The sequence below is a fragment of the Bradyrhizobium sp. USDA 4369 genome, from assembly GCF_054056435.1.
The window spans coordinates 7,908,606-7,932,394 of record NZ_JBSRYH010000001.1 but is presented as its reverse complement, the minus strand read 5'-3'; the positions used below and the strand labels follow the sequence as shown (position 1 = coordinate 7,932,394).

21 protein-coding genes are annotated in these 23,789 nt (G+C 65.4%); 10 read left to right on the top strand and 11 right to left on the bottom strand.

Annotation, left to right across the window (positions count from 1 at the left end; all coding sequences use genetic code 11):
• Positions 1-49 precede the first annotated feature (49 nt).
• Positions 50-3,148: a MexW/MexI family multidrug efflux RND transporter permease subunit gene (locus ACVIJ6_RS35960; RefSeq protein WP_456776624.1), complete on the top strand. Its 3,099-nt coding sequence runs from the start codon at positions 50-52 to the stop codon at positions 3,146-3,148.
• A gap of 78 nt (positions 3,149-3,226) precedes the next feature.
• On the opposite strand, the gene ACVIJ6_RS35955 is transcribed toward ACVIJ6_RS35960, so the two are convergent.
• The 10 genes from ACVIJ6_RS35955 to ACVIJ6_RS35910 all read right to left on the bottom strand — a co-directional run bounded on the left by ACVIJ6_RS35955 (position 3,227) and on the right by ACVIJ6_RS35910 (position 15,250).
• Complete coding sequence (locus ACVIJ6_RS35955) at positions 3,227-4,057, bottom strand: ABC transporter permease (RefSeq protein ID WP_456777156.1); 831 nt, start codon at positions 4,055-4,057, stop codon at positions 3,227-3,229.
• Between the two features lie 64 nt (positions 4,058-4,121).
• Positions 4,122-5,063, bottom strand: a complete 942-nt coding sequence (locus ACVIJ6_RS35950; RefSeq protein ID WP_456776623.1) for an ABC transporter permease — start codon at positions 5,061-5,063, stop codon at positions 4,122-4,124.
• A 223-nt stretch (positions 5,064-5,286) separates the two neighbouring features.
• Entirely contained in the window at positions 5,287-6,759 is a 1,473-nt protein-coding gene (locus ACVIJ6_RS35945; protein ID WP_456777155.1) for an ABC transporter substrate-binding protein, read from the bottom strand.
• A 121-nt stretch (positions 6,760-6,880) separates the two neighbouring features.
• Entirely contained in the window at positions 6,881-7,591 is a 711-nt protein-coding gene (locus ACVIJ6_RS35940; protein ID WP_456776622.1) for a DUF1028 domain-containing protein, read from the bottom strand.
• Positions 7,592-7,604: 13 nt separating this feature from the next.
• Positions 7,605-9,407, bottom strand: coding sequence for a gamma-glutamyltransferase family protein (locus tag ACVIJ6_RS35935; protein WP_456776621.1), 1,803 nt, complete (start codon positions 9,405-9,407; stop codon positions 7,605-7,607).
• Positions 9,408-9,575: 168 nt separating this feature from the next.
• Positions 9,576-10,583 (bottom strand): ABC transporter ATP-binding protein, encoded by a 1,008-nt coding sequence (locus ACVIJ6_RS35930; protein ID WP_456776620.1) that lies wholly within the window; start codon positions 10,581-10,583, stop codon positions 9,576-9,578.
• Entirely contained in the window at positions 10,580-11,563 is a 984-nt protein-coding gene (locus tag ACVIJ6_RS35925; RefSeq protein WP_456776619.1) for an ABC transporter ATP-binding protein, read from the bottom strand. Before ACVIJ6_RS35925 ends, ACVIJ6_RS35930 begins: the two co-directional genes overlap by 4 nt.
• A gap of 30 nt (positions 11,564-11,593) precedes the next feature.
• On the bottom strand, positions 11,594-12,562 hold the full coding sequence (locus ACVIJ6_RS35920) for an ABC transporter permease (RefSeq protein WP_456776618.1): 969 nt from the start codon (positions 12,560-12,562) through the stop codon (positions 11,594-11,596).
• Between the two features lie 2 nt (positions 12,563-12,564).
• Positions 12,565-13,545 carry an ABC transporter permease gene (locus ACVIJ6_RS35915; RefSeq protein ID WP_456776617.1) on the bottom strand — a complete coding sequence of 327 codons (981 nt, stop codon included), beginning with the start codon at positions 13,543-13,545 and terminating at the stop codon, positions 12,565-12,567.
• 106 nt (positions 13,546-13,651) lie between these two features.
• Positions 13,652-15,250: an ABC transporter substrate-binding protein gene (locus ACVIJ6_RS35910; RefSeq protein WP_456776616.1), complete on the bottom strand. Its 1,599-nt coding sequence runs from the start codon at positions 15,248-15,250 to the stop codon at positions 13,652-13,654.
• 526 nt (positions 15,251-15,776) lie between these two features.
• Here ACVIJ6_RS35910 and ACVIJ6_RS35905 point away from each other — a divergent pair.
• Together ACVIJ6_RS35905 and ACVIJ6_RS35900 are read left to right on the top strand one after the other, a co-directional pair.
• The gene (locus ACVIJ6_RS35905; protein WP_012043007.1) at positions 15,777-16,037 is read left to right on the top strand and encodes a DUF6489 family protein; all 261 of its coding nucleotides are present in this window, start codon (positions 15,777-15,779) and stop codon (positions 16,035-16,037) included.
• 160 nt (positions 16,038-16,197) lie between these two features.
• The gene (locus ACVIJ6_RS35900; RefSeq protein WP_456776615.1) at positions 16,198-17,202 is read left to right on the top strand and encodes an alpha/beta fold hydrolase; all 1,005 of its coding nucleotides are present in this window, start codon (positions 16,198-16,200) and stop codon (positions 17,200-17,202) included.
• 267 nt (positions 17,203-17,469) lie between these two features.
• Here the strand turns inward: ACVIJ6_RS35900 and ACVIJ6_RS35895 are convergent, their stop codons facing one another.
• Positions 17,470-18,390: an alpha/beta fold hydrolase gene (locus tag ACVIJ6_RS35895; RefSeq protein WP_456776614.1), complete on the bottom strand. Its 921-nt coding sequence runs from the start codon at positions 18,388-18,390 to the stop codon at positions 17,470-17,472.
• A gap of 147 nt (positions 18,391-18,537) precedes the next feature.
• Here ACVIJ6_RS35895 and ACVIJ6_RS35890 point away from each other — a divergent pair, with 147 nt between their 5' ends.
• The 7 genes from ACVIJ6_RS35890 to paaD all read left to right on the top strand — a co-directional run bounded on the left by ACVIJ6_RS35890 (position 18,538) and on the right by paaD (position 23,701).
• Complete coding sequence (locus ACVIJ6_RS35890; RefSeq protein WP_456776613.1) at positions 18,538-19,320, top strand: hypothetical protein; 783 nt, start codon at positions 18,538-18,540, stop codon at positions 19,318-19,320.
• A gap of 152 nt (positions 19,321-19,472) precedes the next feature.
• Positions 19,473-19,946: a phasin gene (locus tag ACVIJ6_RS35885; RefSeq protein ID WP_456776612.1), complete on the top strand. Its 474-nt coding sequence runs from the start codon at positions 19,473-19,475 to the stop codon at positions 19,944-19,946.
• Between the two features lie 93 nt (positions 19,947-20,039).
• Positions 20,040-20,921: a phenylacetic acid degradation operon negative regulatory protein PaaX gene (gene paaX, locus ACVIJ6_RS35880; protein ID WP_456776611.1), complete on the top strand. Its 882-nt coding sequence runs from the start codon at positions 20,040-20,042 to the stop codon at positions 20,919-20,921.
• 78 nt (positions 20,922-20,999) lie between these two features.
• A complete protein-coding gene (gene paaA, locus ACVIJ6_RS35875; protein ID WP_456776610.1) occupies positions 21,000-21,989 on the top strand; it encodes a 1,2-phenylacetyl-CoA epoxidase subunit PaaA in 990 nt (329 codons plus the stop codon).
• 16 nt (positions 21,990-22,005) lie between these two features.
• The gene (gene paaB / locus ACVIJ6_RS35870) at positions 22,006-22,293 is read left to right on the top strand and encodes a 1,2-phenylacetyl-CoA epoxidase subunit PaaB (protein WP_456776609.1); all 288 of its coding nucleotides are present in this window, start codon (positions 22,006-22,008) and stop codon (positions 22,291-22,293) included.
• 134 nt (positions 22,294-22,427) lie between these two features.
• Positions 22,428-23,204, top strand: a complete 777-nt coding sequence (gene paaC / locus ACVIJ6_RS35865; protein ID WP_456776608.1) for a 1,2-phenylacetyl-CoA epoxidase subunit PaaC — start codon at positions 22,428-22,430, stop codon at positions 23,202-23,204.
• A complete protein-coding gene (gene paaD / locus ACVIJ6_RS35860) occupies positions 23,198-23,701 on the top strand; it encodes a 1,2-phenylacetyl-CoA epoxidase subunit PaaD (protein WP_456776607.1) in 504 nt (167 codons plus the stop codon). The genes paaC and paaD overlap by 7 nt, the downstream gene beginning before the upstream one ends.
• Positions 23,702-23,789 lie beyond the last annotated feature (88 nt).

Below are 23,789 nucleotides of genomic sequence, written 5' to 3'. Positions count from 1 at the left end.
AAGCGGCCCGCGCGGGCCTCATCTGCCTCCCGCTGACGAGATTGCCGCGATGCGTTTCACCGATATCTTCATCAAGCGGCCAGTGTTGTCGCTCGTGGTCAGTATGCTCATCCTGCTGCTCGGCCTGCGTGCCGCGTTCGAGCTGCCGATCCGGCAATATCCGAAGCTGTCGAACACGGTCGTGAACGTCACGACCGTCTATCCCGGCGCCTCCGCCGATCTGATCCAGGGCTTCATCACGACGCCGCTGGAGCAGGCGGTCGCCTCAGCCGAAGGCGTCGACTACATCACCTCGTCCTCGGTGCAGGGCACCAGCACGATCCAGGTCTTCATCAAGCTCAATTTCGATCCGAACCAGGCGCTCACCGAGGTGCTCGCCAAGGTGAACTCGGTCCGCTATTTGATCCCCCGGGAATCCAACGACCCGATCGTCACCAAGAGCACGGGGCAGACGACGTCGGTGATGTATCTCGGCTTCTCGAGCGAGGAGCTGTCGGGCTCGGCGATCTCGGACTATCTGACGCGCGTGGTGCAGCCGGTGCTGTCGACCGTCGACGGCGTTGCCGCGGCCAACATCCTCGGCGGCCAGACCTTCGCGATGCGGATCTGGCTCAACCCGGAAAAGATGGCCGGCCGTAACGTGTCGCCGGCCGATGTCGCCGCCGCGATCTCCGCCAACAACTTCCAATCCGCCGCCGGACAGGCCAAGGGCTACTTCATCGTCTCCAACGTCACGACCAATACCGGCCTGACCGACGTCAACCAGTTCAAGCGGATGATCGTCAAGGCCAAGGACGGCGGCTTTGTCCGCATGGAGGACATTGCCACCGTCGAGCTCGCGGCACAGAGCACCGACGCCAGCGTCGCCTTCAATGGCGAGCGCGCCATCTTCATCGGCGTCGACGCGACGCCGCAGGGCAATCCGCTCAACATCGTCAAGGGCGTGCGTGCGCTGTTCCCCGATCTCGAGCGCAATCTGCCGCCGTCGATGAAGATGAAGGTGGCCTACGATTCCACCAAGTTCATCCAGTCGTCGATCGACGAGGTCGAGCATACGCTCGGCGAGGCCGTGCTGATCGTCATCGTCGTGATCTTCCTGTTCCTGGCGTCGCTGCGCTCGGTGATCATCCCCGTGGTGACGATCCCGCTGTCGCTGATCGGCGTCTGCACCATGATGCTGGCGCTCGGCTTCAGCATCAATCTGCTGACCTTGCTGGCCATGGTGCTGGCGATCGGTCTCGTGGTCGACGACGCCATCGTGGTGGTCGAGAACATCCACCGCCATCTGGAGGAGGGCAGGGCGCCGGTCCAGGCGGCGCTGCAGGGCGCGCGCGAGATCGTCGGCCCGGTCATATCGATGACGATCACCCTGGCCGCGGTGTACGCGCCGATCGGCTTCCTCGGCGGCCTCACCGGCTCGCTGTTCCGCGAGTTCGCCTTCACGCTCGCGGGCTCCGTCATCGTGTCGGGCGTCATCGCGCTGACCCTGTCGCCGATGATGTGCTCGGTGCTGCTGCGCAGCGCCGAGGAGGGCCGCTTCGCGCGGATCGTCAACCGCGTGTTCGGCGCGATGACCCGCTGGTACGGCCGGCAGCTCGACCGCTCGCTCGACTACCGGCCGGTGACGGCGCTGTTCGCGCTCACGATCCTCGGCCTCGTCGGCTTCCTCTATATGCATACGTCCAAGGAGCTGGCGCCGGAGGAGGATCAGGGCATCGTGTTCTCGATCACCAAGGCGCCGAAATACGCCAATATCGACTACATCAACTTCTACACCGACAAGCTCGACAAGGTGTTCCAGAAGTTCCCCGAGACCGACCTGCGCTTCGTGCTGAACGGCATCAACGGCCCGCAGGGCGGCTTCGCCGGCATGCTGCTGAAGCCGTGGGACGAGCGCACGCGCTCCTCGATCAAGCTGAAGCCGCTGGTGCAGGCCGAGCTGTCCAAGATCGAGGGCATCAACGCCTTCGCCTTCAACCTGCCGGCGCTGCCGGGCGGCCCGGGCGGCCTGCCGGTGCAGATGGTGATCAGCTCGACCAGCGGGTTCCAGGCGGTCTATGAGCAGATGGCGAAGCTGAAGGACGCCGCGCGCAAGAGCGGCATCTTCATCGTCTCCGACAGCGACCTCGAATTCAATCAGCCTGTCGTCAAGGTCTGGATCAACCGCAGCAAGGCCTCCGACCTCGGCATCACCATGCAGTCGATCGGCAACACGCTCGCGGTGCTGCTCGGCGGCAACTACATCAACCGCTTCAATCTCGAGGGCCGCTCCTACCAGGTCATCCCGCAGGTGCCGCGCGACAAGCGGCTGTCGCCGGAATCGCTGTCGGGTTATTATGTGGCGACCGCCGCGGGCCAGCAGGTGCCGCTGTCGACGGTGGTCACCATCGAGACCGCGACCGATCCGAACTCGCTGACGCATTTCAACCAGCTCAACTCGGCGACCTTCTCGGCCGTGCCGATGCCGGGCGTCACCGTCGGCCAGGCGGTGGACTTCCTGGAGAAGCAGGCCAAGAACCTGCCGTCGGGCTTCAGCCATGATTACCTCGCCGACGCCCGTCAATACGTCCAGGAAGGCAATCAGCTCGCGATCACCTTCGGCTTCGCATTGATCATCATCTTCCTGGTGCTGGCGGCGCAGTTCGAGAGCCTGCGCGATCCGTTGGTGATCATGATCAGCGTGCCCATGGCGATCGTCGGCGCGCTGATCCCGCTGTTCTTCGGGCTTGCGACGATGAACATCTACACCCAGGTCGGTCTGCTGACGCTGGTCGGACTGATCACCAAGCACGGCATCCTGATGGTGGAGTTCGCCAATGAGCTCCAGCTCAAGGAAGGCGTGGACCGCCGGACCGCGATCGAAACCTCCGCGCGCATCCGTCTGCGGCCGATCCTGATGACCACGGCCGCGATGGTCACAGGCCTGATCCCGCTGCTGACGGCGTCCGGCGCCGGCGCGGCCAGCCGGTTCTCGATCGGCCTCGTCGTCGTCGCCGGCATGTCGATCGGCACGCTGTTCACGCTGTTCGTGCTGCCGGCCGTCTACACCGTCATCGCCACCGATCACCAGGCCGCCGCCAAGTCGAAGCGCGCCCGCGAGATCGCGCAGTTCGACGCCGAGCCGGAGCATGCGCTGAAGGCGGGCTGAGACGACTGACTGCTTGCTCGAAATCAACGGCGGCTGCATTCGCAGCCGCCGTTTTTGTTTGCGGCAAAGAGAGCCGCCTCACTGCTCCTGCTGCGGATCGAGCGCGTCGCGCAGGCCGTCGCCGAGCAGATTGAGCGAGAGCACGACGAGGAAGATCGCAAGCCCCGGCCAGATCGCCATCCACGGCGCGTTGGTGAGGAAGCGCTGGGCGGCGTTGAGTATGCTGCCCCAGGACGGCGCCGGCGGCTGCTGCCCGAGGCCGAGGAACGACAGCGCCGCCTCGGCGATGATGGCGGCGGCGACCGACAAGGTCGCCTGCACCAGCAGCGCCGGCATGATGTTAGGCAGGATGTGCCGGATCGCAATCTGCAGGTCGGTATCGCCGAGGCTGCGCGCGGCTTCGACATACTCCTCGACCTTGATGTTCATCACCTCGCCGCGGGTCAGCCGGACGAAGATCGGGGTCGCCGAGATGCCGATCGCGATCATCGCGTTGCCGAGGCTCGGACCGAGGAACGCGGCCAGCGCGATCGCCAGGATCAGGAACGGGCAGGCCAGCATCGCGTCGGTGATGCGGCTGATCAGGGCGTCGATGAAGCCGCCGCGGTAGCCTGCGATCATGCCGATCGGCACGCCGACCGACAGCGCGATGACGACCGAGATGGCGCCGGCCAGCAGCGAGGCGCGTGCGCCGTAGATGACGCGGGCGAGCACGTCGCGGCCGAGATCGTCGGTGCCGAACCAATGCGCCGCCGAGGGCGCCTTGCGGACCAGCGTCCAACTCGTCTTGATGGGATCGTAGGGCGCCACCAGCGGCGCGAACAGGGCGAGCAGGATGAAGGCCGCGATCAGGCCGAGCCCGACCATGGCCCCCCGGCGCTTGACGAGCTGGCGCCAGGCGCGCTGCATCGGCCGTTCGAGCGGGGCGAGGGCGCCGGCGCCTTGCGGAGCTGACAGCATCGTCTCGGCCATCTCAGCTCCTCAGCCGCGGATTGACGAGCACGTAGGCGAGATCGGCAATCAGGTTCAGCATGATGTAGACGGTGGCGGTGACCAGCACGACGCCTTGCACGACGGCGTAGTCGCGATTGAACACGGCATCGACGATCAGCTTGCCGAAGCCGGGGATCGAGAAGATCTGCTCGGTCAGCACGGCGCCGGACAGCAGCGTGCCGAGCTCGAGCGCGCCCAGCGTGATGACCGGCGTCAGGGCGTTGCGCAGCGCGTGGCGCAGGATGACCTGGCGCTCGGAGATGCCCTTGGCGCGCGCGGTGCGGATGTAGTCGCTGCCCAGGACCTGCAGCATTGCGCTGCGGGTGTGGCGCATCAGGATCGCGGCGATGGCGTTGCCGAGCACGAAGGCCGGCATGATGGTGGCGGCGAGGCTGGCGCGCCAATCCTCGGCCGGCGAGACATAGCCGGAGGCGGGCAGCCAGCCGAGCTGGATCGAGAACACGAAGATCAGCATGATGCCGAGCCAGAAGTTCGGCGTCGAGATCCCCCATAGCGCAAACAGGTTGGCGGCATAGTCCCAGCCTGTCCCGCGCTTCACGGCGGAGACGATGCCGGCGGGAATGCCGATCAGGAACGCGATCACGATCGCCATCGATGCGAGCTGCAGCGTCACCGGCAGCTTCTGCAGGATGAGGTCGCGCACCGGCATCTTGATGCGCAGCGACTCGCCGAAATCGCCGGAGAGCACGCCCTTGATCCAGTAGCCGTACTGGACGGGCAGCGGCTGATCGAGGCGGTACTGCTTGCGGATCTGCTCGATCACGGCGGGATCGCGCTCCTCGCCGGCCATCACCAGGGCAGGATCGCCGGGCAGCAATTGTTGCAGCGAGAAGATCAGGATCGAGACGAAGATCAGCGTCGGGACGATCTGGGCGATACGGCGGGCGAGGAAGGTCAGCATGAGCTGACCCCAGCGCAGCAGTGACTATGCTGACTAACGGATTCAGGCCGCACCCCCAGCGTTTCCTCCCCCCTTGTGGGGGAGGGACAGGGAGGGGGGTATCCCACGGGAGGTCGGAGTGCGTGGCACCCCCCACCCCAGCCCTCCCCCACAAGGGGGGAGGGAGCAGAGTGAGTGCGGGGCGCCGGCATCGCGTCCCAAAGAGAAGGGGCCACTTTACAGCTCACTTCAGCTTCAGCCCGACCACGCGCAGCAGGCCGTCCGGCATCGGCTTGAAGCCTTCGAGCCTGGTGGTCTGCGCGAACAGGAACTTGCGGTGATAGAGGTAGAGGATCGGCTCGTCGGCCTGCTGCTCGCGCACAAGGGTCTCGTAGATCGCCTTGCGCTTGGCCGGGTCGGACACCAGCCGCGCATCCTCGAGCGCCTTGTCGGCCGCGGTATTGCTCCAGGCGCTGTAGTTCAAGGCCGCGCCGCTGTGCAGATGGTTGTAGGTGTTGCCGTCGGGATCGCTGCGGCCGCTCCATTCCAGCGAGAAGGCCTGATACTCGCCGGCCTCGGCCTGCTTCAGCGAGGTGGCGAACTCGGTGACGCGGATCTTGAGGTCGAAACCGGCCTCGGCGGCCATCGCCTGCAGCACCTGGGCCGCGGCCTCGCTCTCGCTGTCCTTCGACACCATGAAGTCGACCGTGATCGGCGGCGTCACACCGGCTTCCTTCAGCAGCGCCTTGGCCTTCTCGATATCGCGGCCACGGACGGGGAAGGCGGTCTGGTAATAGGGATTTTCGGGGTTGACGAACTGATTGCCCGGCTTGAACTCGCCGTTGAAAACCACCTGGTTGAGCGCCTCGCGATCGATCGCGAGATCAAGCGCCTTCCGCACCTTGGCCGACTGGCTCAGCGGGCCCTTGGCCTTGTCCTTGCCGATGTTGAGCGTGAGGCCGCGATAGCCGAGGCTGGTCCCGGTCGACAGCTTCAGGCGCTTGTCGCTGGTGACGTCCTTGATGTCGGTGGCGAGCAGCCGCTCGATCATGTCGAGGCTGCCGGATTTGAGGTTCGCCAGCCGCACCGTGCCGTCGACGATCGGCTGATAGACGATCTTGTCGATGAAGACGTTGTCCTTGTTCCAGTAGTCGGCGAACTTCTCGAACACGATGCGGTCCTGCTGGACCCGCTCGACGAACTTGTAGGGGCCGGCGCAGACCGGGCGCAGGCCGAACTTGTCGCCGGCCTCCTTGGCCGCCTTCGGCGACACCATCATCCCGGCCCGGTCGGTGAGCTGGGCGAGCAGCGGCGAGAACGGTGTCTTCAGCACCAGCCTGATCGTCAGGGGATCGACCACGTCGACATGATCGAGCGAGGCGATCTCGGGCTTGCGGAACGAGCCGGGCATGCTGAGGTGGCGGTCGAGCGAGAATTTTGCCGCCTCGGCGTCGAACGGCTCGCCGTCGTGAAACTTCACGCCGGGGCGCAGCTTGATCGTGACTTCCTTGCCGTCGGCGGAGGTCTCGTGCGACAGTGCCAGCTGCGGCACGATGTTCAGCTTCTCGTCGATGTCGAACAGCTTGTCGCAGACAGCGGCGAAGACGATGCGGCCGACATAGGTCCGCGCCATGGTCGGATCGAGAATGTCGGCATCCTCGGCGAGTCCAATGCGCAACGTAGTCTGGGCCTGCGCGGCCGCCCCGCACGAGGCCATGACAGCAGCCGCGGTTGCGGCCAAGCACCAGTTCCTCATCATCCGATTACCCCTCGGCCATGCGGCCCGCGTTGTTGTAATATTCATACCAACCCCGGTGATGCGCCGTCCTTCCGGCCGCTCATGTCTGGCTCGCGAGCGCAGCCGCGATGCCGGCGTCGATCGTCGCGCGATCGGTGATGCCGGCCGGATTGTCGCGCGTCGGCATGAACTGCCGGAACACCGCCCAGTGCTTGCGGCTCACGCTCTCCAGCCGTTCGAGCTCGGCGAGCGGATCGGCATGGTCATCGACGCGCAGATCGAGCTCGGCCCATTCCTCTTTGCCGTGGATGACGAGCGCTGCCGACTGTCTGCCGCGCTTGTCGCCGCCGGCGGCCTCGCCGGCCTTCATCGCCGCGATCAGGCGCCGGGCGAAGGGGAGAGTGGCGTTGGCGAGAAAGGCGTTCGCGGTCTCGTTCAGCACCTGCGGACCAGCCAGCATGTTGCCCGCGATCGAGAAGCCGTCGCCCTCGAGATGGCCGCACCAATCGATACAGTCACGGCCGGTATGGGCGGCGATCTGGCCGTTGCGATCGAGGATGTGAAGCTGGCGGCTCTCGCGGCCTGGATCGGCCGCTGTCAGCAGCTGCACGATCTCGCGCGGATGCCGGCCCTCGTGCAACAGCTTGGCGCCGTCGATGCCGTAGTACGGATTGACCAGGGCCTGCGTGGCGATGCCGCCGTGGCCGGCGACGATGAACGGAACGCGTGCGCCGACGGCGAAGAACCGCGTGGCGACGGCGATGCCGATCTGGCCGGTTGTGTCGTCCTTGGCAATGATCGACCAGGTCATCGGCGTCTCGCTGTCATCGTCCGGCGGCGTAACCCTGCATGCCGCGCGGATTGGCGGCGGCGCGGCGGCGTCGGCCGACACGAGAGGCCGCGGTGAGGCGGCCCTCCGACCAGTCCGGCCCGACCTCGACGACATGGCCGCGGCGGCGCAGCTCCTCGACGGTCGTCTTGGGGACGCGGTTCTCGACCACGAGCACGCCGGGCCGCGCGGTGCGCGGCCAGAACGAGATCGGGAAATGCTCGGAGTGCCAGGCCGGCGCGTCGATCGCTTCCTGTAGGTTCATGCCGGCATGGACGTGGCGCAGGAAGAACTGCGTGTTCCACTGGTCCTGCTGGTCGCCGCCGGGCGAGCCCCAGGCCACGTAAGGCTCGCCGTCGCGCAGCGCCATGGTCGGCGACAACGTGGTGCGTGGCCGCTTGCCCGGGACCAGCGCGGCCGGATGATCCTCCTCGAGCCAGAACATCTGCGCGCGCGTGCCGAGGCAGAAGCCGAGCTCAGGGATCACGGGCGAGGATTGCAGCCAGCCGCCGGACGGGGTCGCCGAAATCATGTTGCCGTCGCGGTCAATGATGTCGAAATGCACGGTGTCGCCGCGCACCTCGCCGAAGCGGCCCACGGTGGGCTCGCCCGAGCCCATTGCACCGACGGCCTCGCGATGGCCCTGCGCCTCGCGCAGTTGCACCTTGGCGCCGTAGCCATCGAGCCTGCCGGGACGAAGCTCCAGCGACGCCTTGTCGGTGATCAGCTTGCGCCGCTCGTCGTTGTACGCATCCGACAGCAGCGTCTGGATCGGGATGTCGGCGAAGTTCGGATCGCCGTAGAACGCCTCGCGATCGGCAAACGCCAGCTTGGCGGCTTCGATCTGCCAATGGATGAAATCGGGGCCGGTCGGGTCGAGACCGTCGAGCGCGAAGCCCTTGAGCAGCGCGAGCTGCTGCAGCAGCACCGGGCCCTGGCTCCAGACGCCGGCCTTGCAAACGGAGTAGCGGCCGTACTCATAGGCCAGCGGCGCCTCGATGGTCGGCTGCCAGCGCGCCATGTCGTCGGCGGTCAGCACGCCCTTGTGGCGCGAACCCGAGACGTCCATGACCTCCTGTGTCCGGCAGAAGCGGTCGATCGCCTCGGCGACGAAGCCCTGCGACCATGCCTTGCGCGCCCGCTCGATCTGCGCGTCGCGGTCACCGCCCGCGCTCTCGCCTTCGCTGAGGATGCGCGCATAGGTCTCGGCGAGCTGCGGATTGGTGAACAGCGTGCCCGGCTTCGGTACCCCGCCATTGGGCAGATAGAGTGTCGCTGAAGTCGGCCAATGCGTCTTGAACAGCTGCTCGACGGTCTGGATCGTCGCCGAGATGCGCTCGACCAGCGGATAGCCATCGCGGGCATAGGAGATCGCCGGCTCCAGCACGTCGCGCAGCCGCATCGTGCCGTAGTCGCGCAAGAGCAGCATCCAGGACTCGAAGGTGCCGGGCACGCAGGCCGCCAGCAGCCCGGTGCCAGGCACCATGTCGAGCCCCTCGCGCTTGTAATGCGCGATGGTGGCGCCTGCTGGCGCCGGGCCCTGACCGCAGATCACCTCGGTGCGTCCGCGCTTCACGTCGTGCAGGATGATCGGCACGTCGCCGCCGGGGCCGTTGAGATGCGGCTCGACGACCTGCAGGGTGAAGGCCGCCGCAACGCCGGCGTCGAAGGCATTGCCGCCGCGCTCCAGCATCGCCATGCCGACCGCAGTGGCGAGCCAATGCGTGGAGGTGACGACGCCGAAGGTGCCGTCGATCTCGGGGCGGGTCGTGAAGGGATCGGGATTGATGAAGCTCATGGCGCCCTTTGATCGGTCCTATTAGTCGCCGTCATTGCGAGCCACCCGGTCCGCGCGAAGCGCGGCTGGATGACAGGCTCCGCGAAGCAATCCAGGGCTCCGTTGCGCCTCTGGATTGCTTCGTCGCTTCGCTACTCGCAATGACGACTTCATTTACGTCCCGACGCGTCACGCAACTGATGCCGTCACAACGGCTGTCTCAGCCGGCTGGTTCACCACATGGCAGGCTACGCCGCCGATCAGCTCCGGGGCCTGTTGACGGCAAAGATCGAACGCCATCGGACAACGCGGGTTGAAGGTGCAGCCCGAAGGCGGATTGATCGGGTTCGGAATCTCGCCCTTGACCGGAATGCGCTGGCGGCCGGACATCGACAAATCCGGGACCGCCCCGAGCAGCATCTTGGTGTAGGGCATGCGCGGGTCGTTGAAGAGCGTGCGTCCTTCCGCGATCTCGACGATGCGGCCGAGATACATCACGCCAATGCGGCTCGCCATGTGGCGCACGACCGCGAGATTGTGGCTGATGAACAGATAGGTCAGGCCGAACTTGTCCTGCAGATCGCGCATCAGATTGAGAATCTGCGCCTGCACGGACACGTCGAGCGCCGAGGTCGGCTCGTCGCAGACGATGAAGTCGGCCTCCGAGGCGAGGGCCCGCGCGATGGCGATGCGCTGGCGCTGGCCGCCGGAGAATTCGTGCGGGAATTTCTGCCCGTCATCCGGATGCAGGCCGACCAGGGTCAGGAGCTCGCCGACGCGATCCTTGATCTGGCGCTCGCCCTCGATGACGTTGAAGGCGCGGATCGGCTCGGCGATGATGCTGTCGACGCGGAAGCGCGGATTGAGGCTCGCATAGGGATCCTGGAACACCATCTGGATGCGGCGGCGCAGCTTGCGCCGCACCTGGGCCTGGCGCGCTTCGCTCATCGACACGCCGTCGATGATGACCTCGCCGGAGGTCGGCGCCAGCAGCCCGACCACCATGCGCGCGACCGTGGTCTTGCCGGAGCCGGACTCGCCGACCAGGGCAAACGTCTCGCCCTTCCGGATGCCGAAGCTGACGCCGTCGACCGCCTTGAGAAACTCCTGCGGCTGACGCTCGATCACCCGGTTCAGCCAGGGTTTCGAGACATCGAACACCCGGCGCAGATTCTTGACCTCGACGAAATCGCTCATGCCGCGGTCTCCGTCGCGCGATCGTACAGATGGCAGGCGACTGCCTGCGTGCCCTGGCGCAGCGGCTCCGGCCGGTCGATTCGGCAGCGGTCGAAGGCGGAGCTGCAGCGCGGGTTGAACGAGCATCCCTGTGGGATCGCAGACAGCCGCGGCATCGCGCCCGGGATCTGCACCAGGCGCTTGTCCTCGCCCGCGAGCGTCGGGATCGCACCCATCAGGCCCTTGGCGTAGGGGTGCAGCGGGTTCTTGATGACCTCCTGCACCGGGCCGATCTCGGCGACGCGGCCGGCATACATCACGGCGACGCGGTCGCAGGTCTCGGCGATCACGCCCATGTCGTGGGTCACCAGCATCACGGCGGTGCCGTGGTCGCGGCCGAGCCGCTTGATCAGCGAAATGATCTGCGCCTGCACGGAGACGTCGAGCGCGGTGGTCGGCTCGTCGGCGATGATCAGTTCCGGCTCGGCGCACAGCGCGAGCGCGATCACGACGCGCTGGCGCATGCCGCCGGAGAATTCGTGCGGATAGCCGTCGATGCGCTTCTCAGGGGCGGGGATTCCGACCTCGGCGAGCAGGTCGATGGCGCGCTTGCGCGCCTGCTGGTCGGTGAGGTTGGTGTGGGTCTTGATGGTCTCGATGATCTGGTCGCCGACCCGATACAGCGGATTGAGCGAGGTCAGCGGATCCTGGAAGATCATGCCGATGCGCTTGCCGCGCACCTTCCGCATCTCCTCCGGCGGGAGGTTGTCGATGCGCAGGCCGGACAGCAGGATCTCGCCGCCCGAGATGCGGCCTGGCGGATCGATCAGGCCGATCACGGCGAGGCCGGTGACGGATTTGCCGGCGCCGGATTCGCCGACCACGCCGAGCACCTCGCCCTTGGCGATGTCGTAGGAGACGCTGTCGATCGCGCGCAGCGTGCCGCGCCGGGTTTCGAACTCGACCTGCAGATTGCGCACGGACAGAACGGGGGCGGTCATGAGGTCAGACCTTCATACGCATGAACGGGATCATCGCAGTTTCGGGTTGAGGGCGTCGCGCAGCCAGTCGCCGAGCAGGTTGATGGCGAGGATCAGCCCGGCCAGCGCGAGGCCGGGAAAGGCGACGATCCACCATTCGCCGGCGAACAGGTAGTTGTTGCCGATCCGGATCAGGGTTCCGAGCGAGGGCATCGTTTCCGGCATGCCGGAGCCGAGGAACGACAAGGTCGCCTCGGTGATGATCGCAAGTGCCAGATTGATGGTCGCGATGACGAGTACGGGGCCGGTGGTATTGGGCAGCACGTGACGCAGCATGATGACCGGCGCGGGCAGGCCGATCAGTTGCGCGGCGGCGACATAGTCCTTGTTCTTCTCGACCATGACGGAGCTGCGCACCGTGCGTGCATATTGCACCCAGAACGACAGGCCGATCGCCAGCACCAGGACGGCCAGCATGCTCAACCATTCCAGATGATTGCCGGACACCGATTTGGCGATGCCGTTGACCAGGAGCGCGATCAGGATCGGCGGGAAGGTGAGCTGCACGTCGGCGATGCGCATGATCACGGTGTCGACGCGACCGCCGAAATAGCCGGCGATCAGGCCAAGCGCGATGCCGAGCGCGCCGGAGAACACCACGCCAAGAATGCCGACGATCAGCGAGATCCGCAGGCCGTAGAGGATGGCAGAAAGCACATCGCGGCCCTGCTCGTCGGTGCCAAGCAAGAACGGGCTCTGTCCGTCGGCGGTCCACAGCGGCGAGATGCGCGAGTTCAACAGCTGCAACTGCGCCGGGTCGAACGGATTCTGCGGCGACAGCACGGGCGCAAAGACAGCGAGCAGGAAGAAGATGAGCGTGATCACGGCCGCGACCACCGTCAGCTTCGACCGCCGGAACGAATAGAACAGGTCGCTGGCGAGCGCGCGTTTGAGCCAGCCATTCTTGACGGTGTGGGGGGCCTGGACGGGCGCGGGGTGGGGAAGGGCGGCGTCGCTCATGATCAGGCCGGGCGGCTGATGGTCGCGCGCAGGCGCGGATCGACCACGGTGTAGAGGATATCAACCACGAGATTGATGGTGACGAAGATCAGCGACACCATCATCAGGTACGCCGCCATGATCGGGATATCGACATTCTGCACCGCCTGCACGAACAACAGGCCCATGCCCGGCCATTGGAACACCTGCTCGGTGATGATCGAGAACGCGATCACCGAGCCGAATTGCAGGCCGACCACGGTGATGACCGGAACCAGCGTGTTGCGCAGAGCGTGGCCGAAATGGATGGCGCGGGTGGTCAGCCCGCGGGCGCGGGCGAAGCGGATATAATCGGTGCGCAGCACCTCGAGCATTTCGGCGCGGACCAGCCGCATGATGAGTGTCATCTGGAACAGGCCGAGCGTGATCGAGGGCATGATCAGCGCTTTCCATCCGGAGGCGGTGAGCAGGCCCGTCGTCCACCAGCCGAGCTTCACGACGTCGCCGCGGCCGAACGAGGGCAGCCAGCCGAGCGTGACCGAGAACAGGTAGATCAGCAGGATACCGATCAGGAAGGTCGGTAGCGAAATGCCGATCAGCGACACCATCTGGAACAGCTTGGCCATCAGCGAGTCGCGGCGCAGCGCCGAGAACACGCCCATGATGATCCCGAAGAACAGCGCGAGGATGGTCGCGCAGATCGCGAGCTCCAGGGTCGCCGGCATGCGCTCCTTGAGCAGATCGGAGACCGGCTGCCGGAACTGATAGGACACGCCGAACTTGAATTGCGCGGCGTCGAACAGATAGTGGCCGAACTGCACGATGAAAGGATCGTCCAGGCCCAGCGATTCACGGACGCGGGCGCGCTCCGCGGCGGAGGCGTCGATCGGCACGATCTGGCTGACCGGGTCGCCGGCGAAGCGGAACATGGCGAACGCGATGATCCCGACGGCGATCATGACGCCGATGGCCTGAATTGCTCGGCGAAGCGTGAAGGCGAGCATCTGGTCCTTTCAGTCCCTCAATCGCGCGGCGGGTAGCACCTGCCGAGAGAAATGAAAAGTCCCGAAAAGCGGTTCTGCTTTCCGGGACTCGTGGTCGTCTGGCGAACTACTCGGTCTTGGTGGCCCAGAACATCAGCACGGCGTTGTCGGCGCGCAGCGGGATCTTGACCTTTTTCGAGACGCCCCAGGCCACCGCCTGCTGGTGCAGCGGAATGTAGCCGTAGTCCTTGATGCCGATCTCGAACGCCTGCTTGATCAGCTGATCGCGCTTGGCGGCGTCGGTCTCGACCAGGACCTTGTCGGTGAGCGCGTCGAACTCCTTGTTGCAGTAATTGCCGAGATTGGCTTCGCCCCGGGTCGGATCCTTGGCATCGTCACGGCAGCCCATGATGTCGTGCATCACGTTGTGCGCGTCCATCGACGACGGCGTCCAGCCGAGCAGGAAGAACGACGTATTGTAGCCGCCGGGCTTCAGCACCTTGGCGAAATACTGCGCCTTCGGCTGGGCGTTCAGGTTCACCTTGACGCCGATGCGGGCCAGCATGCCGACCACCGCCTGGCAGATGGCGGCGTCGTTCACGTAGCGGTCGTTCGGGCAGTCCATGGCGACCTCGAAGCCGTCGGGATAGCCGGCCTCGGTCAGGAGCTTCTTGGCGGCGTCCGGATCATATTTCGGCCGGGTGAAGTCCTTCGACAGCGCATAAAGCTGCGGCGCGATCATCAGCGCCGACGGCGTCGACAGGCCGCGCATGACGCGGGTCTTGATCAGCTCGACGTCGATCGCCTTGTAGAAGGCCTCGCGGACCCGGATGTCCTTGAACGGGTTCTTGCCCTTGACGTTCGAATACAGCAGCTCGTCGCGGCTCTCGTCCATGCCGAGGAAGATCGTGCGCAGCTCGGGCCCCTTCAGGACCTGTGCGTTGGGACTCGAATCGACGCGGCCGATATCCTGCACCGGCACCGGCTCGATGATGTCGACCTCGCCGGACAGCAGCGCCGCGACCCGGGTGGCGTCCGAAGAGATGGTGGTGAACACGATCTCCTTGATGTTGTGCTCCGGCTTGCCCCACCAGTTCGGATTGACCTTGAACACCGTCTTCACACCGGGCTGATGGCTCTCGATGATGAAGGGACCGGTGCCGTTCTCGTGCAGCGCCGCGTAGCTCGGTGTAGTTGCTGAAACCGGCGTCGGCGCGACGGAGTTGTTTTCCTCGCACCACTTCTTGCTCATGATGTACCAAGTATCCCATTGCGAGATCAGGATGGGATTGGGCGCATCGAGCTTCACATCGATCGTGTAGTCGTCGATCTTGACGAACTTGGCGTCGGGCGGAACGTTGGAGAGGAAGTTGGAGCCGGTGGCGCGCACGCGATCGGCGGAGAAGATGACGTCGTCGGCGGTGAAGGGTTCGCCATTGTGGAACTTGACGCCCTTGCGCAGGTGAAAACGCCAGCGGGTCGGCTCGGGCGTTTCCCAGCTCTCGGCCAGCGCCGGAACGATCTTCAGATCCTTGTCGCGGGCGGTGAGACCCTCATAGACGTGGGCGTGGTGCGCGATCGTGGTCGATTCCTTGAAAGTATAAGGATCGAGCGATTTGAGGGTGCCCTGGTTGGCATAGCGCAGGGTTTGGGCCGAGGCCGGCAGCCCCGCGAGGCCAACGAGGATGGCGGCCGCCGCAATGAGCAGGGATTTGCGTCCCGACATATGTTCAAATTCTCCGCGTTTGACGCTTGTTTTCTCGGCAGGACGGATCACATCCGGACTGCGTTGTTTGAAGTTCGTGAGTTCTGCAGCGCCTCTTGCACGAACTTCAAGAAGCAACAGGACGCCGGGCGATGTGCTTGCAAGTCTGATGCCGCACCGGAAGAACTGCTTCCAAGGGCTGCGCCGAGCGGCGCCTTCGGACCCGCGGTACGTCGATGTCGGCATGTTGCCAGAGTTCAGCAGCGCCACACAAGTCCGGTTTGTTTAAGCCTAAACGATATGGTTAGTCCTCGCTCCTCCGCGTGCAGCGCACTCAAGAGTGGATATGCGGTCCCCAGGCCGGGAGGGCCGCGGATTGACCATGCCGCAGGAATTGAGCGGCTGCAGCAAAGCGCCGCTTGCTAGAGAGGGGCGAGCGCGGTGATACTGGTACCGTTCGCCATTGGCGACCGGGGCCGGTTCTGCCGCTTTGCGGGAAATCGGCCGAAGCGCCGACGGGGAAAGCCATGAACAGCGCGGAGCGGAAATGAAAGTCAATATCGAGATCGATTGTACGCCGCTCGAGGCCCGGCAGTTTTTCGGACTTCCCGATCTCGGCCCGATGCAGGCCGCCGTCATGGACCGGCTGCAGCAGCAGATGACGAGCAACATCGACAAGCTCACGCCCGAAGCCATTATGCAGAGCTGGTTCACCTTCGATCCGCGGCTTGCCGAGCGGTTCCAGGATCTGATGCTGACCATGACGGGGCTCGGCGGCAGCCGTTCGAACGACAAGAAGTCGGCCTGAAGCGAGCCCTCGGCTTGCCTCGGGTCTTGCGGCATCAGCTCGGAGTAAGAGCGGACGCCGCGTCGAGAATTGACGCCATTGGATCGGCGCATGGGGGCCTGCACCATGTGTGCGCTGGAGACCGGCGGCAAGCCGGCGATGACAGCTCAGGGGAGGATCGATGACCGATTCGGCTTGGATGCCGCCGTTGCAATTCGCCACGACGAACAGCATTCGCATGGGCTATTACGAGGCTGGCCCAGCGTCCGATCAGCCGCCCCTGATTCTTTGTCACGGCTGGCCGGAGCTGGCATTTTCCTGGCGGCATCAGATCAGGGCGCTGGCGGAAGCCGGCATACGCGTGATCGCGCCCGACCAGCGCGGCTATGGTGCGACCGACCGTCCGGAGCCGGTCGAGGCCTATGACCTCGAACAGCTCACGGCCGACCTGGTCGGCCTGCTCGATCATCTGAAGATCGATAAGGCGATCTTCGTCGGCCACGATTGGGGCGGCTTCGTCGTCTGGCAAATGCCGCTGCGGCACCCGGACCGCGTCGCCGGTGTGGTCGGCATCAACACGCCGCATCTGCCGCGCGCGCCGGCCGATCCGATCGCGATCATGCGCAAGCGCTTCGGCGACATGATGTACATCGTGCAGTTCCAGGATCCGGCGCGTGAGCCGGATCGCATCTTCGCGAACCGGGTCGAGCAGACCTTCGATGCCTTCATGCGCAAGCCGTTGCCGCGTCACGATGCGCCGCCGACCGAGCCGCCCGCCGGCGGCATCGCCGCGCCGCCCTCGCTCAATCTGGCGTTCCCGCAGATGATTGCCGCCTATGATGCCGCCAAGGATACGCGGCAGCCGATCCTGTCGGAGGCGGAGAAGCGGGTGTTCGTCGAGACCTTCACGCGCACCGGCTTCACCGGCGGCATCAACTGGTATCGGAACATGACCCGCAACTGGCAGCGCTCGGAGGGGCTCGACCATACGGTCCGCGTGCCGTCGCTAATGATCATGGCGGAGAACGATGCCGTGCTGCCGCCGTCGGCCGCGGACGGCATGGAGCGACTGGTGCCTGACCTGGAAAAGTATCTCGTCCGGGACAGCGGCCACTGGACCCAGCAGGAGCAGCCGGAGGAGGTCAGCGCCAAGCTGATCGAATGGCGGCGGCGGAGGTTTGGGTAGGGACTGGACGGCTCGCTGAGTACCCGCGGGCTATGAGACCGCCGGAGCAAGAGGCGACGGCCGGGCAAAACATTCGGTGTCGTCCCGGACAAGCCTGCCGACGCAACACGTCGGCGGGCGCAGATCCGCGATCCATCACCACCGAACGTCTTAAGTTGGGTGGAACGTGTCGCCTGCCCATTTCACAGATCACGCGGTATGGGTCCCGGCGTTCGCCGGGACGACAACTGAGCGCGTCGCTGTAGCTCGGCCTACCGAGCGCTTATCCTAAGCCGCCTGCGCGCTTGCGCCGTGGGCGTGGTCGACGATGGCGTCGATGATCTGCGGCCAGGTCGGGGTCGGGATGGCGTGGCCCATCTTCTCGATCATCAACAGCTTGGCATTCGGAATCGACTCCGCGGTGTCCGTGCCGGCGGCATGATGCACCAGCGGATCGACCTTGCCGTGGATCACGAGCGTGGGCGCCGTCACCTGATGCAGCCGCGGCTTGCGGCTGCCGGAGGCCAGGATCGCGCGGAGCTGGCGGCCGACACCGGCCGGATGGGGACCGCGGGCGAAGCAGCGTTCCGCCAGCACCACGTCGCGGGCCTCGTCCTCCGGAAACGAGCCGGCGCGCAGCACCTTCCAGGTCTTCTGGAAGCGTCGGACGTACTCGTCCTTGGTTTTCGGCGGCGGCGCCATCAGCAGCATCGCGACCTCGCGCGTCGGCGGCGGAAGCCGTGGATTGCCGGTCGTCGACATGATCGAGGTCAGCGAGCGGACGCGTTGCGGGAAGCTGAGCGCGATCTCCTGCGCGATCATGCCGCCCATCGAGGCGCCGACCAGATGCGCCGATTTGATGTCGAGCGCGTCCATCAGGCCGACCGTGTCCTTGGCCATGTCGATGAGCTTGTAGGGCGCCGCGACCGGGATGTTGAAGAAGCGCAGCTTGATCAGCTCGAACGGCGTCAGCCGGCGCCCGCCATGCATCTTGCTCGATTGGCCGATGTCGCGGTTGTCGAATCGGATGACGCGGAAGCCGCGTCTTGCGAGCTGTTCGCAGAACTCGTCGTACCAGATGATCATCTGGGCGCCGAGTCCCATGATCAGCAGGAGAGGGGGCGCCGCCGGGTCGCCGAAGGTCTCGTAGCAGATGTCGATACCGTTGGCGCGGATGATGTGCGGCGGCTGATGGGCGGTTGCAGTCACGTGATCCCTCTTTCAAGGCCAACGAGCCCTCTATGCCACGGTTCCGCGGATCGAGAGAAGCGGCCGCATGATCCTGCGGCAACGCAGCGAGGGCGTGCTATGATAGGTTGTACTCTGAGTCTTTGTGTGGCCTGAAGGAGCGTGCCGATGGTGAATAAATCCGGCGATCCGATCGCGTTCTGGCAACAGATGGTCGGCGAGATGCAGAAGAGCTTCACGGCCTTCACACGGCTGCGACCGATGGGCACGACGTCTCATCCATCCTCAGACGATTCCGCAACTGGTTCTGGAACCGGACAGAAGCCTATGGCCGATCTCATGGAAAACTACTTCGCCGGCATGAATGTGCCGAGCCGTGGTCAGCTCACTGCGTTGAATGATCGGCTGGCGTCGATCGAAAGTGAGCTTGCCGAGACGCGGGCGCTGTTGAAGGAACTCCTGGCAGCAAAGGCGCCCGTAGCGGCTCCGCAGCCGGCGGCCGATGTTGGTCAGCAGTTGAATGAGATCAAGGGCTTGCTCGATACGCTTGTCGCCGCATCAAAAGTTCAGCCTCACGCTCCGGTCGACCTCACGCCGGAACTCAATGAGATCAAGGCCTTGCTGGACGGGCTTGTTGCCGCGTCCAAGGCGCCGCCAGCGCCTACGGTTGATGTAACGCCTCAACTCGGCGAGATCAGGGGCCTGCTCGACAAGCTCCTCAACGCCACGCGGCCGTCTGACACGGCACCGCTCGAAGCGGAGTTGCGCGAGATCCGGACAGCGCTGGACACGTTGCTGAAGGCCTCGCAGCCAAGCGAAAGCGAGCCCACAGCAACCGAGGTGGTTCCGAGAGCGTCGGAGCGGCCCGGCAAGTCGCGCAACAAGAAGCACGGCGGCGCCCCGGCCGGCCCTGGCGCGCGTCCAGGCAATGACGTGCCGTCCGGCAGCTGACCGGGCACTCCTCCTTCCCTCATCCTTTCGCAATGGTGCATTGCAACATTAATGTTGCGACGCACCATTTCTGATGGTATAGTTGAGTTACTCCGGTTTCATGAGGGACGGAGCGAGCCCATAGCTCAGATGCATTGAGGATGGAGACAGCCATGAGCGAGACCAACACCGTGTTCGACACCGTCAAGGATGCCTTTGCGCCGGTGACCGACGCGTTCAAGAACCTGCAGACCATGGAAGTGCCGGAATCCGCGCGGGAGTTCGTCAAGAAGACCGCGTCGACCGCCAAGGAGCGCGCCGCAGAGGCCCTGGCCGGCACCGAGAAGGTGACCTCGGCGATCGAGACCGCCGTGTTCGACGGCGTGACCGAGGCCGGCAAGATCAGCCGCAACATCCAGCAGGCGCTCTACCAGGACACCGAAGCGTTCTTCGACGGCATCGATCGGCTGGCGTCCGCCAAGTCGCTCAGCGAAGCCGTTCAGATCCAGGGTGAACTGGCCCGTGCCCGCGGCGAGGCGCTCGTCGCCCGCGCCAAGTCGACCAGCGAGTATGTCGGCAAGCTCGTCACCGAGGGTGCCAAGCTCGCCCAGCAGAACATGGCCAAGGCCTACAACAAGACCGCCTGATCGCCTCCGGCGCATCAGTCGATCGACCTCCAAGGCCCGCCTCTCGCGGGCCTTTTCTTTTGTGATCAGGCGAAACCGGCTAAAGCGGAGGCCATGCCGCAGCCGCTGTCTCGCATCGTCAACCAGCTCAAGAGCGAGCCGTCGCGCACCGGCTCGCTGATCATCACCGTGTTCGGCGACGCCATCGTGCCGCGCGGCGGCAGCGTCTGGCTTGGCAGCCTGCTCGCCTTCTTCGACGGGCTGGCCATCGATGGCAGCGTGGTGCGCACGGCGATGTCGCGGCTGACGGCGGAGGGCTGGTTCGAGCGCAGCAAGAGCGGCCGCAACAGCTTCTACCGCCTGACCCGGCGCGGCGAGCAGACCTTTGCCGGCGCCACCCGGCACATCTACGACTCCCCACCGGCCGAATGGAACGGCAGCTTCGAACTGCTCTTGCTCGGCAGTGCCGACGATCGCGAGCGGGCGCGCACGGTGCTACGCGACGCCGGGTTCGGCAGCCCGCTGCCCGGGGTCTTCGTGGCACCCTCCAGCATCGCCGTCCCCGACGTCGTGGAAGGCGCGATCCGGCTGCAGGCCTCCGCCGGCTCTGACATGGCGCGACGGCTGGTGGCGGAGAGTTGGGCCCTGGAGCGGACGGCGGAGGCCTACCGCAAGTTCAGCGCCTCTTTCGCCCCCCTCAAATCCAGCATGGAACGCGGCGAGGCGCTGTCGGACGGGCAGGCCTTCACCGCAAGGATCCTGCTGATCCATCACTATCGCCGGATCGTGCTGCGCGATCCGCTGCTGCCGGCGGAACTGCTGCCGGGGAACTGGCCGGGCCGTCAGGCCCGCGCGCTGTGTGGCGAGATCTACCGGCTGCTGCTGTCGGGCTCGGAGCGCTGGCTCGATGCGCATGCGATCAACGAAGCAGGGCCGCTGCCCGCCGCCGCTGCGGCGCTGCTGCGGCGGTTCGCCGACGTTGATGAGGCGCCCTAATATATTACAAAATTCGATTGCACGAATAAAATTCCGTTATATATTGGTGACAACCAAGTCCTGGGAGGACGCCGCCGCATGTACACGCAGGCGCTTAATTCGCCCGAGGAGGGCAGCCTCGCCGAGGACGCCGTCCGCGCCTCGCGCTTTCAGGCCCGCATCGATGCCGAGGAGCGCATCGAGCCGAACGACTGGATGCCGGCGGCCTACCGCAAGACGCTGGTCCGGCAGATTTCCCAGCACGCCCATTCCGAGATCGTCGGCATGCTGCCCGAGGGCAACTGGATCACGCGCGCGCCGAGCTTGCGCCGCAAGGCGGCGCTGCTCGCCAAGGTCCAGGACGAATGCGGCCATGGGCTGTATCTCTACGCCGCCGCCGAGACGCTTGGCGCCTCGCGCGAGGAACTGGTCGACGCGATGCTGGCCGGCAAGGCGAAGTACTCCTCGATCTTCAACTACCCGACGATCACCTGGGCGGATATCGGCGTGATCGGCTGGCTGGTCGACGGCGCCGCGATCATGAACCAGATTCCGCTGTGCCGCTGCTCCTATGGCCCCTATGCCCGCGCGATGATCCGCGTCTGCAAGGAAGAGTCGTTCCACCAGCGCCAGGGCTACGAGATCATGCTGACCTTGTGCCGCGGCACGGCCGAGCAGAAGGCGATGGCACAGGATGCGCTGGATCGCTGGTGGTGGCCGGTGCTGATGATGTTCGGCCCGCCCGACCAGGCCAGCCAGCACAGCGACACATCGACCAAATGGAAGATCAAGCGCTTCTCCAATGACGATCTGCGCCAGAAGTTTATCGATGCCACCGTGCCGCAGGCGCAATATCTTGGGCTGGCCATTCCTGATCCCGAGATGACGCAGGACGAGCAGGGCCATTGGCGACACGGCTCGATCGACTGGAACGAGTTCAAGCAGGTGCTGGCCGGCAACGGCCCGTGCAACCGCGACCGGCTGGCCGCACGCCGCAAAGCGCATGCCGATGGCGCATGGGTGCGCGAGGCGGCGGCAGCCTATGCCGAGAAGCGCGCGCGCCGCCAGATGGCGCACGCCGCCGAATAGGACAGGGGAGAGCGAGATGGCGACGCCGAATACGCCGTTGTGGGAGGTCTTCATCCGTAGCCGCAACGGGCTCGCGCATAAGCATTGCGGTTCTCTGCATGCGCCTGACGCGACCATGGCGCTGCAGGCCGCGCGCGATCTCTACACCCGCCGCGGCGAGGGGCTATCGATCTGGGTGGTACCGTCGAGCGCGATCACGGCATCGGATCCTGCCGACAAGGCCATGATGTTCGAGCCGGCGGAATCGAAGATCTATCGCCATCCGACATTCTACGAAGTGCCTGAGGACGTCGGGCATATGTGATTGCGCGCGCCTGTCAGCCGTCGTCATTGCGAGCGCAGTGAAGCAATCCAGACTGCCTGCTCGGATGAATCCCTGGATTGCTTCGCTGCACTCGCAATGACTGAGGCTGCGGCGGGCTTGATCGGATTACAGCCATGACCGCATCCTCGATCACCGTCTCCGAAACGCCGCTGGTGCTGTACACGCTGCGCCGGGCTGACGACGCGCTGATCCTCGGTCACCGTCTCTCCGAATGGTGTGGCCACGCCCCGATGCTCGAAGAGGACATGGCGCTATCCAACATGGCGCTCGATCTGATCGGCCAGGCGCGTGAGCTGTATGGCTATGCGGCGAAGGTCGAGGGCCGAGGCAATGACGAGGACAAGCTCGCTTACCTCCGGGATGTCAGGCAGTACCGCAATCTGCTGCTGGTCGAGCGGCCCAATGGCGACTTCGCGCACACGATGGTGCGGCAGCTGCTCTACGCGGCGTTCGCCGATCTCTATTGGCGCGGCATGATGGGCTCGCGTGATGCGACCCTGGCGGCGATCGCGGCCAAGTCGGAGAAGGAATCCGCCTATCATCTGCGCCATGCCAGCGAATGGGTGATCCGGCTTGGCGACGGCACCGATGAGAGCCACGCCCGCGCGCAAGCCGCGGTCGACGAACTCTGGGCCTTTACCGGTGAGATGTTCGGCGCCGACGATGCTGAGCGCGGCCTGATCGATGCCGGTGTCGCGATCGATCCGACGATGCTGCTGCCGGAATGGCTGTCGATCGTCTCGCATGTCGCGCGCGAGGCGGCGCTGACCCTGCCGGAGAATGACTGGATGCATCAGGGCGGCCGTGACGGCCGTCACAGCGAGCATCTCGGCCATCTGCTCAGCGAGCTGCAATATATGCAGCGCAGCTTCCCCGGTGCGACATGGTAGTCGCGGACCTCAGCCCTGCCGAACTGCGCCAGCGCGCCTGGGATGCGGCGGCGTCGGTGGCCGATCCGGAGATCCCGGTGCTGACGATCGACGATCTCGGCGTGCTGCGCGAGGTCGAACTGGTCGGTGGTCGCGTCGAGGTCGCGATCACGCCGACCTATTCCGGCTGTCCGGCGATGAACATGATCGCGCTGGAGATCGAGCTCGCGCTGGATCGCGCCGGTTTCCGTGCGGCCAGGGTGCGGACCGTGCTGTCGCCGGCCTGGACCACGGATTGGATGAGCGAAGAGGGACGCCGCAAGCTGCGCGACTACGGCATTGCCCCGCCGCAGCCATCAAGCGGCCGGCGCGCGCTGTTCGGCGTCGCCGAGGTGGCATGCCCGCAATGCGGCTCCGTCGACACCGAGCAGCTCGCGGAGTTCGGCTCGACCTCGTGCAAGGCGCTGTGGCGCTGCAAATCGTGCCGCGAGCCGTTCGATTATTTCAAGTGTCACTGATGCTGCCATATCCGTCATTGCGAGCGCAGCGAAGCAATCCAGGGTCGTGCGCGCAGCCCTGGATTGCTTCGTCGCTGCGCTCTTCGCA